Below are 14,801 nucleotides of genomic sequence, written 5' to 3' on the forward strand. Positions count from 1 at the left end.
AAGTGCTTACCGCCTTATGATAATTTGCCTTTAGCATCATTCAAGCGGGAATAACAAGGAAAGTCCGGTATGGCCGATTTGAAACGCGCAATTGGGTTGATGAGCGGTACTTCGATGGATGGTATCGATATTGCTCTTGTGACCACTGATGGCGAGAATTTGGTCGAACGCGGACCGTCGAGTGCTGTGTCTTATTCTGATGGATTTCGCGCACGGTTGAAGGCAGCTCTTAATGATGCGCGTAGTATCAGTGATCGCAATGAGCGCCCCGGTATTCTAAAGCAACTTGAACGCGACCAAACCCTTCTTCATGCGATTGCCGTTCAAGACTTTCTCTATGAACATTCGTTGAAGCCGGAAGAGATCGATGTGATCGGGTTTCATGGTCAGACCGTGCTGCATCGCCCGCGTGAGGCGCTCACGGTACAGATTGGAGATGGAGCATTGCTTGCGGCAGAAACCGGCATTCCAGTCGTCTACGATATGCGTGCTGAAGATATGCGACATGGCGGCGAGGGCGCGCCATTGATCCCGGCCTATCACGCGGCACTCGCTGCCAACTTGCCTTCAGGTCTCGAAGGGCCGGTCGTCTTCGTTAACATTGGTGGCATCTCCAACCTCACTTATGTCGATGAAGCAGGTAGGCTGATGGCTTATGATAGCGGGCCGGGCAACATGCTGATTGATCAGTGGATGGAACTGAATGAGCAGGGCAGTTTTGATGCCGGCGGCATAACGGCCATGAGCGGTGTCGTGGATGACGCTCTGGCAGCTCGCTATCTCGATCACGCGTTTTTCAAAGGGAATCACCGTCGGTCCCTTGATCGTGGCGATTTCGTTGTTCCTGCAAAAGGCGCTACGGATTTGGCGACAGGTGCACGCACGCTCGCCTATGTGAGTGCTGCGGCTATTCTGCGCTCTGCATCGCATTTGCCGTCACAGCCCCGAACCTATGTGGTGAGCGGTGGCGGGCGTAAGAATGCGGCCATTATGTCTGAGCTGAGTGCGCTTGCTGAACGCGAAGGCGCGCGTGTCGTTGATGCGGATAATGTGGGTATCGACGGTGACGCAATGGAAGCGGAAGCATGGGCCTATCTGGCTGTGCGTTCCATGCGCGGGCTTCCACTGACATATCCTACAACAACAGGCTGCAATCAGCCGCTGTCGGGCGGCGTTCTGGTTTTTCCGCCAAAATAAAAGCCCGGTAGCAAAACGCACCGGACTTTCATAAAGCTAATTTATAGAGCGTTTAACGCAGGCGCTTCTGGCGCACTTCAACCAGTTCGCCAGCAAGACGGCGGTCCAGATATTCGGTGCACTCGTCGATCAGAAGATCACCTTGCCCAGTAAAGAAGTGGTTTGCACCCGGCATTGTGTTCTGGGTGATCGTAATGCCCTTCTGCGTCTTGAGCTTATCGACGAGCACCTGCACGTCCTTCGGCGGTGCAACCTTGTCCTGATCGCCATGGATAATCAGGCCTGACGATGGGCAAGGAGCAAGGAACGCGAAGTCATAGGTATTTGGCTGCGGTGCAACCGAGATAAAGCCTTCGATTTCTGGGCGGCGCATCAAAAGCTGCATACCGATCCATGAGCCGAAAGAATAACCAGCAACCCAGCAATTCTTGGAATCGGGATGCAAAGCCTGAACCCAATCAAGCGCGCTTGCTGCATCGGACAATTCGCCCGCGCCATGGTCGAACTCGCCTTGGCTGCGGCCGATGCCGCGGAAGTTGAAGCGAAGCGTGGTAAAGCCGCGGCTCTGGAACATGTAAAACAGATCATAAACGATCTTGTTGTTCATGGTTCCACCGAACTGCGGATGCGGGTGCAGGATGAGCGCAATCGGTGCGTTCTTTTCGCGTGAAGGCTGATAGCGGCCTTCAAGGCGTCCGGCTGGGCCGTTGAAAATGACTTCTGGCATGTGTACTCCGCTGGTGATCGGAAGATCGGCTCTCGGTTGGCGAACTTGACGTAACAGTGCGCCGCTTCTAGAACCGATTTGAAATTTCGTTAGACTGGACCGTAGTTCAGTACCTAGTGTGGCTTAATAGGCTTTTCCTGACTGAAAATTCAAGAAAATTGCGCTTATCGCCACTTAAAGGCTTCGCTTAGGAGATAGTATCGGTGATCGGAACCGGCAAGAGGCTCTATCTGGACTATAATGCCAGTGCGCCATTGCTCGATGAAGCACGCAATGCGGTCATCGAGGCATTAGGCATTACCGGCAATCCTTCATCCGTACATCGTGAAGGACGAGCCGCACGTGCGCTCGTCGAATCGGCGCGGCGCAGCGTGGCAGCGCTTGTGAATGCTAAGTCGGATCATGTCTTCTTCACATCGGGTGCTACGGAAGCCGCATCCACACTTCTGACGCCAGTTTACATGATGGGTCGCTCGCCGGTGCGTCTTTCACATCTCTATATAAGTGCGACCGAGCATCCATGCATGCTGGCTGGTGGGCAGTTTGCCCCGGAAAACATCTCCGTTATTCCCGTTGATGAAAACGGTATTCTGCGTCTTGAAGCTTTGGAACAAGCGCTCAAAGCGCATGACAAAAGCGCCGGCTTGCCGCTTGTTGCCGTTCAGGCCGCAAACAATGAAACTGGCGTGATCCAACCAATTCGCGATATTGCAGCAGTTGTCAAAGCGTCGGGCGGTATATTCGTTGTTGATGCGGTACAGGCCGCAGGTCGTATTAAATTAGATATTACCGATAATTGCGGCGATTACTTAATAATCTCATCACACAAGATTGGTGGGCCGAAGGGGGTCGGTGCAGTTATTGCGATTTCCGATCTGATGATGCCAAAAGCATTGGTTCGCGGTGGCGGTCAGGAAAAAGGTCATCGGGCTGGCACCGAGGCGCTGCCCCTTATTGCTGGTTTTGGGAAAGCTGCTGACATTGCGGCAGAACGATTGAATGGCGATGGCTGGTCTTCGCAATCGCGTGACAGGCTGGAAGCCGGGCTTATGGAAATCACACCCGATGCAACCATTCACGGCAAAGCTGTTGATCGCCTGCCGAACACCACTTTTTTTTCGCTCGATGGTCAAAAAGCCGAGACAGTGCAGATCGCATTCGATCTTGGCGGCATAGCATTGTCGGCGGGGTCAGCTTGCTCTTCAGGCAAAGTGGGGCCGAGCCACGTGTTGGCCGCTATGGGGCAGGAAGATGGCCCCGGCGCGATCCGCGTTTCGATTGAGCCAGAAACTTCGACGGATTCCGTTGACCGGTTCCTGGACGTTCTGCGCAAAATCGTCGCCCGTCACGAGCGCGCTAAAACAATTGATGGCCATGTGTGATTTTGAAGACCCCGGATTAGGCCGGGGAATTCAGCTACTTTAACTAGCTCAACTCCACTTGATGTCGTCTGAGCATTTCTCGCATAGAAGTCGTTCTCAAACAGGTCTGCGGATCAACCGGACCGCACTTGGTCCAAATATTATATTTTTCACGAAAGTAATCGATCACAAGCAAATCAGCCTCTACTCGATCATGACCTTCCTGAACGAGGTTCAAAAGTGCGTCGACCGAACTTCCTTCATTTTCAGGAAGATTTTTTCGCTTTCCGGTGTTCCATATCGCAATCCCCACGCGCTCCAGATGACCTGATATCCAGGGGTCATCGACGGTCCACATAACGTCAGGGATTTCATAGAACAGATCGTCAAACCATTCCGGACGTACTAAAACGCCAGCAAAACCGGAAATCTGATCAGCATACCCGCTTGAAGTAAGATTAGGTTTTGTCAGAAAAAGGCTTAGAATCCGCTTCATTCTATAGTTTAGATCTTTATTTTTCCACCGGCTTCGCGGCAGTCTATCTTTTGGGCGACAACTATCCGAGATATCCGGAAACGTTTCTCCAACTTCAATAATGCATGTATTTGGTTTCAGGGAAGCTTCAGTTTTGAACCGATGGTGCCATCCGCGATCATATATTTTATCATCGTCGCAAAACAAAATGTCGACGTCTTGGCCTTTAAGGTCTTGTGCTGCAGGGAGTACCTTTGTTGCAGGCCCATAATCCTTCTCGCAACGGTGAATTGTCACGCCCTCTGGCACCTCAGGAAGCTTTCCGTCCCAATCAGGAAATCGTCGATAGCTTGTCGGAATGTATAGCCTAACCTCTGAAAACTTCAGACTTTGCCGCAAAAGTGATTTGAGTGTTGGCTGAAGCAAATTAAACCGTGAAGGTATTGAAGAGAGGGTTGCTATAGTCGGGCAGCTCAATTGAATTCTCCAGCCTCATTTATATCTTGATCTTTGATCAACAATAATAATTCTGTCTCGGCTTATATTAAGGTGCCTTAATATAGATGCTCATCACAAAAATGGCAGATACTGACTTTGAGCTAAGTTTGCAATGGATACTTATTTAAGTGCCACTCGCAGTTGGTATGAATGTGAATATGGGCTGTTTGCCAGACGAAAATAATGCCAAGAACCTGAGTAGTAGGTGCGATTGTGGTGACAATCCGCGCTGGGGCGATAAAGATTCCCAATTTCCTCATAATTTTATCAGCAAATTTAAAGCTGGGCTTGAAATTGAGTTTAGAAAGGTTTTAAAGAAGCGTCACGCACACTATATTGTGGCGACGATAACGGCTATCATCGCCCTGACGTTTGCAACTGTCGAACCTTGAATTCGACGAGGATGGAGAACGCCAATGCCTGCAGTGCAGGAGACCATTGATCAGGTTCGCGGCTTGGACGTGGACCAGTATAAATACGGATTTGAGACAACCATCGAATCCGAAAAGGCCCCGAAGGGTCTGAACGAAGACATCATTCGCTTCATTTCCGCTAAAAAAGACGAACCGGAATGGATGCTGGAGTGGCGTCTGAAGGCCTATGAACGTTGGCTTACTATGGAAGAGCCAACATGGGCGCGCGTCGATTACCCCAAAATCGACTTTCAGGATCTTTATTATTACGCAGCACCGAAGAATCAGACCGGCCCGAAATCGCTGGATGAAGTCGACCCGGAACTGCTTCGCACCTATGAAAAGCTTGGCATTCCTTTGCGTGAGCAGGAGATTCTTGCTGGCGTGCGCAAGCAGGGCGACCCAAGCGAAATCGACGGCAATCCATCGGACAATGTCTATGCATCAGGCCGCGTGGCTGTTGATGCGGTGTTCGACAGTATTTCGGTTGTTACCACGTTTAAGGCAGAGCTTGCCAAAGCTGGCGTAATCTTCTGCTCGATCTCCGAAGCTATTCGCGAGCATCCTGAACTGGTTCAGAAGTATCTCGCTTCGGTGGTTCCTGTTTCGGACAATTATTATGCGACGCTAAATTCGGCCGTCTTCACAGATGGTTCGTTTGTTTACGTGCCTAAGGGCGTTCGTTGCCCGATGGAGCTTTCGACCTATTTCCGTATCAATGAAAAGAATACGGGCCAGTTCGAACGCACGCTGATCATCGCGGAAGAGGGCGCTTACGTCTCCTATCTCGAAGGTTGCACTGCACCACAACGCGACGAAAACCAGCTTCACGCGGCGGTTGTTGAACTGATCGCGCTTGATGATGCCGAGATCAAATACTCGACCGTTCAGAACTGGTATCCCGGCGATGTCAACGGTAAGGGCGGCATCTATAACTTCGTGACTAAGCGTGGCGATTGCCGTGGCGACCGTTCCAAAATCTCCTGGACACAGGTTGAAACCGGCTCGGCTATTACCTGGAAATACCCGTCCTGCATTCTTCGCGGTGATGATTCACGCGGCGAATTCTACTCGATTGCTGTTTCCAACGGCTATCAGCAGATCGACAGCGGCACCAAGATGATTCACCTCGGCAAAAACACGTCGAGCCGCATCATCTCCAAGGGTATTTCGGCAGGAAACTCCAACAATACCTATCGCGGACAGGTTTCAGCCCATCGCAAGGCGACCAATGCCCGTAACTTCACCCAGTGCGATAGTCTCCTGATCGGCAACGATTGCGGAGCGCATACTGTGCCTTATATCGAGGCGAAGAACGCCACGGCACAGTTTGAGCACGAGGCAACCACCTCGAAGATTTCCGACGACCAGCTGTTCTACGTTATGCAGCGCGGTATTCCACAAGAAGAGGCAATTGCCCTCATCGTCAATGGTTTCGTGAAGGAAGTCATCCAGGAACTGCCAATGGAATTCGCCGTTGAGGCGCAGAAGTTGATTGGCATTTCGCTCGAAGGCAGCGTCGGTTAATCCGACGCTTGCCTGACTGCTTTATCGCATCCGATTTTCTGGCCAGCTCTTTAACTGGCTTATGCAGTTCTTCGCGAAGACTGCGCTGAGAGACAAGGTTTATACCCATGCTTGAGATCATCAACCTTCATGCAAAGATCGCTGACACGGATACTGAAATTATCCGTGGTCTGAACCTGACTGTGAACAAGGGCGAAGTCGCCGCCATTATGGGCCCGAACGGTTCAGGCAAGTCGACACTGTCCTATATCCTTGCAGGTCGTTCTGACTACGAAGTGACCGAAGGCGACATTCTTTACAATGGCGAGTCGATCCTCGAACTGGATCCTGCTGAACGCGCTGCCAAGGGCATCTTCCTTGCGTTCCAGTATCCGATGGAAATCCCAGGCGTTGCCACAATGGAATTCCTCAAGGTTGCGATGAACAGCCAGCGCAAGGCGCGCGGCGAAGCTGAACTGAAGATTCCTGAATTCATCAAGCGCGTTAAAGATGCTGCTGGCGGTCTTAACATCGACATGGCTATGCTGAAGCGTCCGCTGAATGTTGGCTTTTCGGGCGGCGAAAAGAAACGCGCTGAAATTCTTCAGATGCAGCTCCTTGAGCCAAGCCTTTGCGTTCTCGACGAAACCGATTCTGGCCTCGACATCGATGCGCTGAAGATCGTTTCCGACGGTGTGAATGCCCTGCGTTCGCCAGACCGCGCCGTGATCGTGATCACTCACTATCAGCGTCTGCTTGATTATATCGTGCCGGATAGCGTCCATGTTCTTTACAAGGGACAGGTCATCAAGTCGGGCGACAAGACACTCGCAAATCACCTTGAAGAAAATGGCTATGCTGACATTATCGGCGAAGTAGCCTAAGGAGGCGGATTATGAATATCCAGACCTCAAAGCCAAGGACACCCGCTGAAAGCGCGCTGATCGAAAGCTTTGCCACCCGTATGGGCGAGCTGCCGGGCAATGGCGATGTCGTCATTGCGCGTGACAATGCGCTGGAAGAATTGAAGATCAATGGTCTTCCTTCGCGCCGCATTGAAAGCTGGCATTACACGGATTTCCGGACGCTGCTGAAAAGCGTACCGGATTTCAATCCGACCGTTGGCACCAATGCGCTTCCAACGCTGCTTGCAGGCTCGACCGTTCTTGCTGCAAGCAATGGCGCGGCACTTGCTGCCAAAGCTCCTGAAGGCGTGACACTGACGGCTGTGCGCGATGCACTTGCTGATGGCTCGCTCGTTCCACAGCTTAGCGTTCGTGGCACTGACGACACTATTGGCCAGATCAACGCTGCTTATGTCAGCGATGGCTGGGCTGTTTCGATTGCTGATGATGTTGAGCTTGAAGCGCCGCTTGAAATTCAGAACATCCAAAAGTCGGGCCAGGGCCATACACGCTTTCCGGTCGAAATCGGTTCGAACGTCAAGGCGACGATCATTGAGCGTCAGACTGGCGGCGAAGGCGATGCGTTCTCGACCTCGGTAAGCCATGTGAGCGTCGGTGATGGTGCCGATGTCATCTGGGTAATCCTGCGCGATTTCGGTCATTCGACGCAGCTAGCGCAGTTCAATGCAACGATAGGCGCAGGCTCTAAGCTCACGCTTTACATCGTCAATGCCGGTGGCAAGCTGATCCGTCAGGAAGTGCATCTGACCGTTGCGGGTGAGGATTCAGATTTCGAACTCCGTGGTCTCAATCTGCTCGCAGATGATTCCCACACCGACATCACCATGACTGTTGCGCATCTGGTTGAGAACACACGTTCGACCCAGATCATCCGCAACGTGGTCAAGGATCGCGCACGCGGCGTTTTTCAGGGCATGATCCGTGTCGCACAGATCGCTCAGAAAACCGATGCGCGTATGGCCTGTAACACGCTGTTGCTGTCTGATGACGGCGAGTTTGATGCAAAGCCTGAGCTGGAAATCTTTGCAGATGACGTGGCTTGCGGTCACGGTGCAACGGTGACTGAGCTTTCCAAAGACTATCTCTTCTATCTGATGGCGCGCGGCGTTCCTGAAAGTGAAGCCCGCGGCCTGCTGATTAAGGCATTTATTGCCGAGATCATTGAAGAGCTGGAAAATGAAGCTCTGGTTGAGGCACTGGAAGAAGTGCTTTCAAACTGGCTTTCAGCCCACGCTTGATTGAACAAGGCGGAGTAAGATTTACTCCGCCTTTTCTGCCTCAATGGTAGAAGGAACGATCATGGATCAGAAGAATCCACTTATAGCGCGCTATGATGTCGAAGCGATCCGCAGAGATTTCCCCATCCTGTCACGACAGGTTCATGGCAAGCCGCTTGTTTACCTTGATAATGGCGCATCTGCCCAGAAGCCGCAAAGCGTCATCGACGCGATTACCCATGCTTATTCAAATGAATACGCCAATGTGCATCGTGGTCTGCATTTTCTCTCCAATGCTGCCACAGACGCCTACGAAAAATCGCGCGAAACAGTCCGCCGCTTTTTAAATGCCGGTTCGGTAGACGAAATCGTCTTCACGAAAAATGCGACCGAAGCGATCAATACGGTCGCTTATGGCTACGGCATGCCGAATATCGGCGAGGGTGATGAAATCCTTCTGTCGATTATGGAACATCATTCCAATATCGTGCCATGGCATTTTATCCGCGAACGTCAGGGCGCAAAGCTTGTCTTCACACCGGTCGATGACGAAGGCGTGTTCCATATCGAGGAATTCGAAAAGCGTCTGACCGAGCGTACCAAGCTCGTAGCAATTACCCATATGTCCAACGCACTTGGCACAGTGACGCCGATCAAAAAGATCGTTGAGCTGGCCCATGCGCGCGGCATTCCAGTTCTCGTTGATGGCAGTCAGGGTGCTGTGCATATGCCTGTCGATGTGCAGGATCTCGGCTGTGATTGGTATGTCTTTACCGGTCACAAAGTCTATGGTCCGTCAGGCATTGGCGTTCTTTATGGTCGTGCGGAAATGCTCGAAAAGATGCGTCCGTTTCAGGGCGGCGGCGAAATGATCGAAGAAGTGAGCGAAGAAAACGTCACTTACAATCATCCGCCGCATCGTTTTGAGGCTGGCACGCCGCCAATCGTTCAAGCGATTGGGCTTGGCGCTGCGCTTGAATATATGGAAAAAGTCGGCCGTCACGCGATCGCTGCGCACGAAGCAGACTTGCGAGACTATGCGCATGAGCAATTGGGCAAGATCAACAGCTTGCGCATTTATGGCAATGCACCGGACAAGGGCGCTATTATTTCGTTTGCGTTAGAAGGCATTCACGCGCATGACGTTTCGATGGTGATTGATCGGGCAGGGGTTGCGGTGCGTGCAGGCACGCATTGCGCACAGCCGCTCTTGAAACGTTTTGGCGTCACCTCTACATGCCGTGCTTCATTCGCACTATATAATACACGCGCTGAAGTCGATGCATTGGCAGAAGCCTTGGAAAAGGCAAGGAAGTTTTTCGGATGACCGAGATCGAACAAAAAGTTCAGGAACAGACTGAAACCAAGACGGACGATGCAAGTGCATCTGCGGAAGGAAAGTCAGTTTTCTCCGCCTCTGCTATTCCTCAGGAAGAATTGCTTCGACTGACTGATGACATCATCAGTGCATTGAAGACGGTGTATGATCCCGAAATCCCAGCGGATATTTACGAGCTTGGTCTGATTTACAAGATCGACATCGAAGATGATCGCACGGTCAAAATCGAGATGACGCTAACGGCTCCTGGTTGCCCAGTTGCTGGCGAAATGCCGGGCTGGGTTGAAAATGCCGTTGGCACAGTCGAGGGCGTTTCCATGGTCGAAGTATCTATGACCTTTGATCCGCCATGGTCTGCCGACCGTATGTCGGAAGAGGCGCAGGTCGCTGTCGGCTGGTATTAAAAAAAAAGCCCCGCATTGCGGGGCTTTTTATTTAGTGGCCGGTGGTATTGGCATAATGCATGGAATTTTTGCCAAAGCAGCCTTGTAAAAGACCAACCAATCCGCCGAGTGCTGTTGCGGAGGAAACAAGGCCCTGACCGCCACGGAATGGAATGGAAAGGCTAGCACCGATAAATTTAATCGCACGTCCTACAATCTTTACAGGCAGCTTTTTCAGTGTTTTGTTAGGGTTCTCCCGATAACGGGCGCCAAATTCTGTAATGTTATGATCACGGTTACGGCGATAATGATAACTCAGCGTCAATCTGGATGAGGGCACTGTTTCATAAACAATCGCATCACAGGCCCAGCCAGTTTTCGCTCCAAGCGATTTTGCCTTGGCCCACAGATTCCAGTCTTCGCCGCCTGTTAGTCCAAACTGGGAATCAAACCGTAAGCCGGTGTAGCGGAAGAAATCTAGTTTCCCCATCCAGCTACCCGTAGCCACCTTGATAGAATCGCTGCGTCCGGCCTCACATTTAAGCCGGCACTTGCGTTCCGATTTATAGCCACTGCGCTCAATACCCGACCAAACGAGCTTTTGCAGGAGCGTCAGATTTTCGTCAAAAGGTTTTGGTCTGACTGGCGAGCCAACAATATCAAGATCAAGACGATCCCGTTCAGCTAACAGATTGACCAGCCAATCCTGCTCGACGAATTCATCATCATCGACATAAACCAGAAAATCAAAGCCATGCTCAATCGAATGGTTCAGCGCACGATTACGTGCCGATGATATTCCCAATACCTCTTCGACAACATATTCGATATTATCATTTGGCATATTTGAACGGAACTGGCTGATAGTTGTTTCAAGTGTTGGAGAAGCGTTATTCTCGACAACTAAAAATGAAATATCAGCATTATTTGGTTTTTTGATCGTCGCAAGCGACGAGAACAACATGCATAGCATGTTTGGTCTGTTGCGTGTAGCAACTGAAATGCAGATTCGCCGTTGAGACATGATAGATTGCGCCCAGAAATATATCTAATATATTATGCAAGCTTAATATTTAATAATTATGAAGACAATAGTTGTGATGCATGATTAAATGCAACCCGAATTGCATCTATAAAATAAGTTCGCTTTTATTTAAGTAAGGATTGGTTTTTTTGTGCCGTGCACCAAAATAAATAGTGGTGCCCCCAGAGAGACTCGAACTCCCGACCCCCTGATTACAAATCAGGTGCTCTACCAACTGAGCTATAAGGGCAGCACAGGCGTGGAATTAGCATAATTTTCAGCTGTGTAAAGCGAAAATTCACATAAAACGGCAATGGTAAGCAAGTTTTGCATATGGTAGCCATTTTGCCTGTGGAAATTGCACCGGCTGGCGCATTGGAATGGAATAATATGGACGATAAATCCCTGGCGATTCACTTCCTTTCTTCTGGAACAGAGGAATCACTCGCAGCTCAGAAGGAGTTGGTGAAGCGTTATGGTCATGTAGCAGCCGAAGACGCAGATGTTGTCGTATCGCTCGGTGGTGATGGCACGATGTTGCAAGCGCTTCGCGATTTTATGAACAGTGGCATCCCCGTTTATGGAATGAACCGTGGGTCGGTCGGCTTTCTTATGAATGAGTTTAGTCTTGATGATTTGCCCGCGAGAATTCGTGCGGCTCAGAAAGAAGTGATCCGTCCGCTTGAGATGATTGCTGAAACAGAGCACATGGCTCCCTTCAAGGCGCTTGCGATCAATGAAGTTTCGCTTTTTAGGCAATCCTATCAAGCCGCAAAGGTTCGTATAACCATCGATGGTAAGGTGCGGCTTGAAGAGCTGGTCTGTGATGGTTTAATGGTGGCAACGCCCGCAGGTTCAACTGCTTATAATCTCTCAGCTCAAGGGCCAATTTTGCCGTTGGAAGCGCCTCTGCTGGCTTTGACCCCGGTTAGCCCGTTTCGGCCAAGGCGTTGGGGTGGGGCACTTTTGCCAAAGCATGTGACCGTGCGCATGGATTTGCTTGAAATTGAGAAGCGTCCAGTGAATGCCGTTGCAGACAATAATGAAGTGAAATCTGTTCGGGCTGTGACTGTGCGTGAGGCGGTCGATAGTCAGGTTGCCATCTTGTTTGATCAAAATCATTCTTGGGATGAGCGAATTTTAACAGAACAATTCAGACATTAGTTGGCTTTGCTTTTAGTAAAGCCTCACGTAAGACAGATGTGAAAGATAATAAAATACAAATAAATAGGCGTTTTTATATGTCTCAACCGTATTTTAGTTGACTTTTGTTCCATGTAGACGTAGGCGATGCTGCAAGAAAACGCTTTTTGCGTTGCAGACGCCTTTTCTGCCTTGGTTCCTGCGCCTGATGACGTGGCGGCAATGACAGGATGGGTGGAATTCATTTCCAAACAGAGAGCTGCGCCTCCATTGACAACATTTGCCGAACTCGGTCTTTCCCCGAAAGTGCTCGCCGCCGTTGAAGCTGCGGGATATGCCTCGCCTACACCTATTCAGGCTGGAGCTATTCCTCCTGCGCTTGAGCGCAAGGATGTGCTTGGTATCGCCCAGACGGGTACGGGTAAGACTGCATCTTTCGTTTTGCCGATGCTGCATCTTCTGGAAAAGGGCCGTGCACGTGCTCGCATGCCGCGCACGCTCATTCTTGAACCAACGCGCGAACTCGCAGCGCAGGTCGAAGAAAATTTTGTAAAATACGGCGTTAATCATAAGGTCAACGTGGCGCTTTTAATTGGCGGCGTATCCTTTGATGAACAGGAACGTAAGCTGGAGCGCGGCGCAGATGTGTTGATCGCGACGCCTGGTCGACTTCTCGATCATTTCGAACGTGGTAAGCTGCTTCTGACTGGCGTTGAAATTCTGGTTATCGATGAAGCTGATCGTATGCTTGATATGGGCTTCATTCCTGACATTGAGCGCATCTGCAAGATGATACCGTTTACCCGTCAGACATTGTTCTTTTCGGCAACCATGCCGCCGGAAATTACCAAGCTAACCGAACAGTTCCTGCATTCACCAACGCGGATTGAAGTGGCTAAGGCTTCTTCGACAGCAAAGACTGTCGCGCAGCGTCTGGTTAAATCGGGCCGTAAGGATTGGGACAAGCGCGCAGCTTTGCGTGATTTGATCCGTTCTGAAGGCGATGCGATTAAGAATGCGATTATCTTCTGTAATCGTAAGAAAGACGTATCGGAGCTGTTCCGCTCACTGGTCCGTCACGAGTTTGACGCCGGTGCTTTGCACGGCGACATGGACCAGCGTGCGCGCATGACCATGTTGGCGAACTTTAAGGAAGGCAAGTTGCGCCTTCTCGTGGCATCTGACGTTGCCGCACGCGGTCTCGATATCCCTGATGTGAGCCATGTCTTCAATTATGATATTCCGATTCATGCTGAAGATTATGTGCATCGCATTGGCCGTACTGGTCGTGCAGGCCGTTCGGGTCAGGCATTCACTTTGGTTACGACCGGCGACGCAAAGTATCTTTCGGCAGTCGAATCTTTGATTAATGAAAAGATTGAATGGCATGACGGCGATCTTTCAACCTTGCCAGCAGCTGACGAATCTGACGATACGTCGCGCAAGGGCAGAAATGCCCGAGGCAAAGGCAAAGATGCCAAGGGTAAATCGAAAGATAAACAGAAGGTCGAGGCACCTGTGATCGTTCAGGCCGATGAACCGCAGCCAATCATTCACGAAATTAAAGAGCGTCGTGACCCGATCCGCACATCAAATGATGAGCGTCGTAATAAGCCACAGCACGATCATCACAAGCGTCGCCGTGATCGCGATGATGATGATGGTCCGGCACCAGTTGGCTTTGGTAGCGAAATTCCAGCATTCATGCTGATCCCAACAGGGGTTCTGGCATAAGAAAAGAAAACCCGACCCGAACATTCAGGTCGGGTTTTTACTTTTGAGGTGTGGAGCGAACACTTGCTGCAAATGCAAGTTTTGCCCAATCTGTCATGATGTCAGGATCATCAAAAGCATCATCCGGCACACTCCAATAAGGCATGGCAACCGGCTTTCCGCTCTTTTTGCTATCATAAGCCCATTGTCGCGACCCAGCATCAATGAAAGCGGGCGCGCTTTGAGCATCAGCTTTTAAAAGCAACTCATCTCCAACGACGAGCGCTATAATAAGGCCCTGATGATAAATACCTTTGCCGCCGAACATGCGGCGAATGCTGATTGCACCTAAGCCCGCAAATAATTCTCGTAGGGTCTCGTCATCCATTGCTGAAAGCCAATTGGTTAAGCAGCACCCTGCATCTGGCGAAGGCTTTCTGGTGAGGCAGGAGTTAGTTCAACCGATTCACCGCAGCCACAAGCAGAAGTCTGATTGGGATTGTTGAAAACAAAACCAGTGCGTAGCGTTGTGACTTCAAAGTCCATTTGTGTGCCAAGCAAAAACAGAACGGCTTCCGGCGCGATATAAACCTTCGCACCGTCTTTTTCGACGCAATCGTCGCCAGCCTTTGGCTCTGTGGCGAGATCAATCGTATATTCCATACCCGCACAGCCGCCTTTTTTTACGCCAACGCGAATGCCGAGCGCACCTTCTCTGGATGCCATGATTTCACTCACCCGCGCTGCGGCTGCATCGGTAAGCGTCAAGACTGAGAAACGGCCCATTTTCATCTCTTCCGGTGTTCTGCTGGTCAGAGACTGAAGAATCATTCAGTCTGCTCAAAGCAATCGCTTTTTCGCGAGATTGCCACGTTTTTA

General features: G+C 50.7%; 15 protein-coding genes and 1 tRNA gene. 10 read left to right on the forward strand and 6 right to left on the reverse strand.

Annotated elements, in window-relative coordinates:
• Positions 1–69 precede the first annotated feature (69 nt).
• Positions 70–1,197, forward strand: a complete 1,128-nt coding sequence (locus WH356_RS02320; protein WP_339508526.1) for an anhydro-N-acetylmuramic acid kinase — start codon at positions 70–72, stop codon at positions 1,195–1,197.
• A 52-nt stretch (positions 1,198–1,249) separates the two neighbouring features.
• Here WH356_RS02320 and WH356_RS02325 read toward each other — a convergent pair whose 3' ends face one another.
• Positions 1,250–1,924 (reverse strand): alpha/beta hydrolase, encoded by a 675-nt coding sequence (locus WH356_RS02325; protein WP_094507100.1) that lies wholly within the window; start codon positions 1,922–1,924, stop codon positions 1,250–1,252.
• 203 nt (positions 1,925–2,127) lie between these two features.
• On the opposite strand from WH356_RS02325, the gene WH356_RS02330 reads away from it, so the two are divergent.
• Positions 2,128–3,306, forward strand: a complete 1,179-nt coding sequence (locus tag WH356_RS02330) for a cysteine desulfurase family protein (protein WP_339508528.1) — start codon at positions 2,128–2,130, stop codon at positions 3,304–3,306.
• A gap of 43 nt (positions 3,307–3,349) precedes the next feature.
• Here WH356_RS02330 and WH356_RS02335 read toward each other — a convergent pair whose 3' ends face one another.
• Positions 3,350–4,237 (reverse strand): glycosyltransferase family 2 protein, encoded by an 888-nt coding sequence (locus WH356_RS02335; RefSeq protein ID WP_339508530.1) that lies wholly within the window; start codon positions 4,235–4,237, stop codon positions 3,350–3,352.
• Between the two features lie 149 nt (positions 4,238–4,386).
• Here WH356_RS02335 and WH356_RS02340 point away from each other — a divergent pair, with 149 nt between their 5' ends.
• From WH356_RS02340 to WH356_RS02365, 6 genes are all read left to right on the forward strand, one after another.
• Positions 4,387–4,650: a hypothetical protein gene (locus WH356_RS02340; RefSeq protein ID WP_339508532.1), complete on the forward strand. Its 264-nt coding sequence runs from the start codon at positions 4,387–4,389 to the stop codon at positions 4,648–4,650.
• 24 nt (positions 4,651–4,674) lie between these two features.
• Positions 4,675–6,198, forward strand: coding sequence for a Fe-S cluster assembly protein SufB (gene sufB, locus WH356_RS02345; protein ID WP_339508534.1), 1,524 nt, complete (start codon positions 4,675–4,677; stop codon positions 6,196–6,198).
• A 107-nt stretch (positions 6,199–6,305) separates the two neighbouring features.
• A complete protein-coding gene (gene sufC / locus WH356_RS02350; protein WP_339508535.1) occupies positions 6,306–7,061 on the forward strand; it encodes a Fe-S cluster assembly ATPase SufC in 756 nt (251 codons plus the stop codon).
• Positions 7,062–7,072: 11 nt separating this feature from the next.
• A complete protein-coding gene (gene sufD / locus WH356_RS02355; RefSeq protein ID WP_339508536.1) occupies positions 7,073–8,341 on the forward strand; it encodes a Fe-S cluster assembly protein SufD in 1,269 nt (422 codons plus the stop codon).
• 61 nt (positions 8,342–8,402) lie between these two features.
• Positions 8,403–9,647 carry a cysteine desulfurase gene (locus WH356_RS02360; RefSeq protein ID WP_339508538.1) on the forward strand — a complete coding sequence of 415 codons (1,245 nt, stop codon included), beginning with the start codon at positions 8,403–8,405 and terminating at the stop codon, positions 9,645–9,647.
• Positions 9,644–10,063, forward strand: coding sequence for an SUF system Fe-S cluster assembly protein (locus WH356_RS02365; protein ID WP_339508540.1), 420 nt, complete (start codon positions 9,644–9,646; stop codon positions 10,061–10,063). Before WH356_RS02360 ends, WH356_RS02365 begins: the two co-directional genes overlap by 4 nt.
• A gap of 31 nt (positions 10,064–10,094) precedes the next feature.
• On the opposite strand, the gene WH356_RS02370 is transcribed toward WH356_RS02365, so the two are convergent.
• Together WH356_RS02370 and WH356_RS02375 are read right to left on the reverse strand one after the other, a co-directional pair.
• Positions 10,095–11,066, reverse strand: a complete 972-nt coding sequence (locus WH356_RS02370; protein ID WP_339508542.1) for a glycosyltransferase family 2 protein — start codon at positions 11,064–11,066, stop codon at positions 10,095–10,097.
• A gap of 174 nt (positions 11,067–11,240) precedes the next feature.
• Positions 11,241–11,316 (reverse strand) — tRNA-Thr (locus tag WH356_RS02375).
• Positions 11,317–11,456: 140 nt separating this feature from the next.
• On the opposite strand from WH356_RS02375, the gene WH356_RS02380 reads away from it, so the two are divergent.
• Both WH356_RS02380 and WH356_RS02385 read left to right on the forward strand, forming a co-directional pair.
• Positions 11,457–12,230 (forward strand): NAD kinase, encoded by a 774-nt coding sequence (locus WH356_RS02380; RefSeq protein WP_339508544.1) that lies wholly within the window; start codon positions 11,457–11,459, stop codon positions 12,228–12,230.
• Between the two features lie 249 nt (positions 12,231–12,479).
• Complete coding sequence (locus tag WH356_RS02385) at positions 12,480–13,943, forward strand: DEAD/DEAH box helicase (protein ID WP_339508923.1); 1,464 nt, start codon at positions 12,480–12,482, stop codon at positions 13,941–13,943.
• Between the two features lie 37 nt (positions 13,944–13,980).
• On the opposite strand, the gene WH356_RS02390 is transcribed toward WH356_RS02385, so the two are convergent.
• A complete protein-coding gene (locus tag WH356_RS02390) occupies positions 13,981–14,310 on the reverse strand; it encodes a TfoX/Sxy family protein (protein ID WP_339508546.1) in 330 nt (109 codons plus the stop codon).
• Positions 14,311–14,327: 17 nt separating this feature from the next.
• Positions 14,328–14,708, reverse strand: a complete 381-nt coding sequence (sufA, locus tag WH356_RS02395) for a Fe-S cluster assembly scaffold SufA (RefSeq protein WP_339508924.1) — start codon at positions 14,706–14,708, stop codon at positions 14,328–14,330.
• Positions 14,709–14,801 lie beyond the last annotated feature (93 nt).

It is taken from the genome of Ochrobactrum sp. MYb379 (assembly GCF_037479515.1).
Taxonomy (GTDB): domain Bacteria; phylum Pseudomonadota; class Alphaproteobacteria; order Rhizobiales; family Rhizobiaceae; genus Brucella.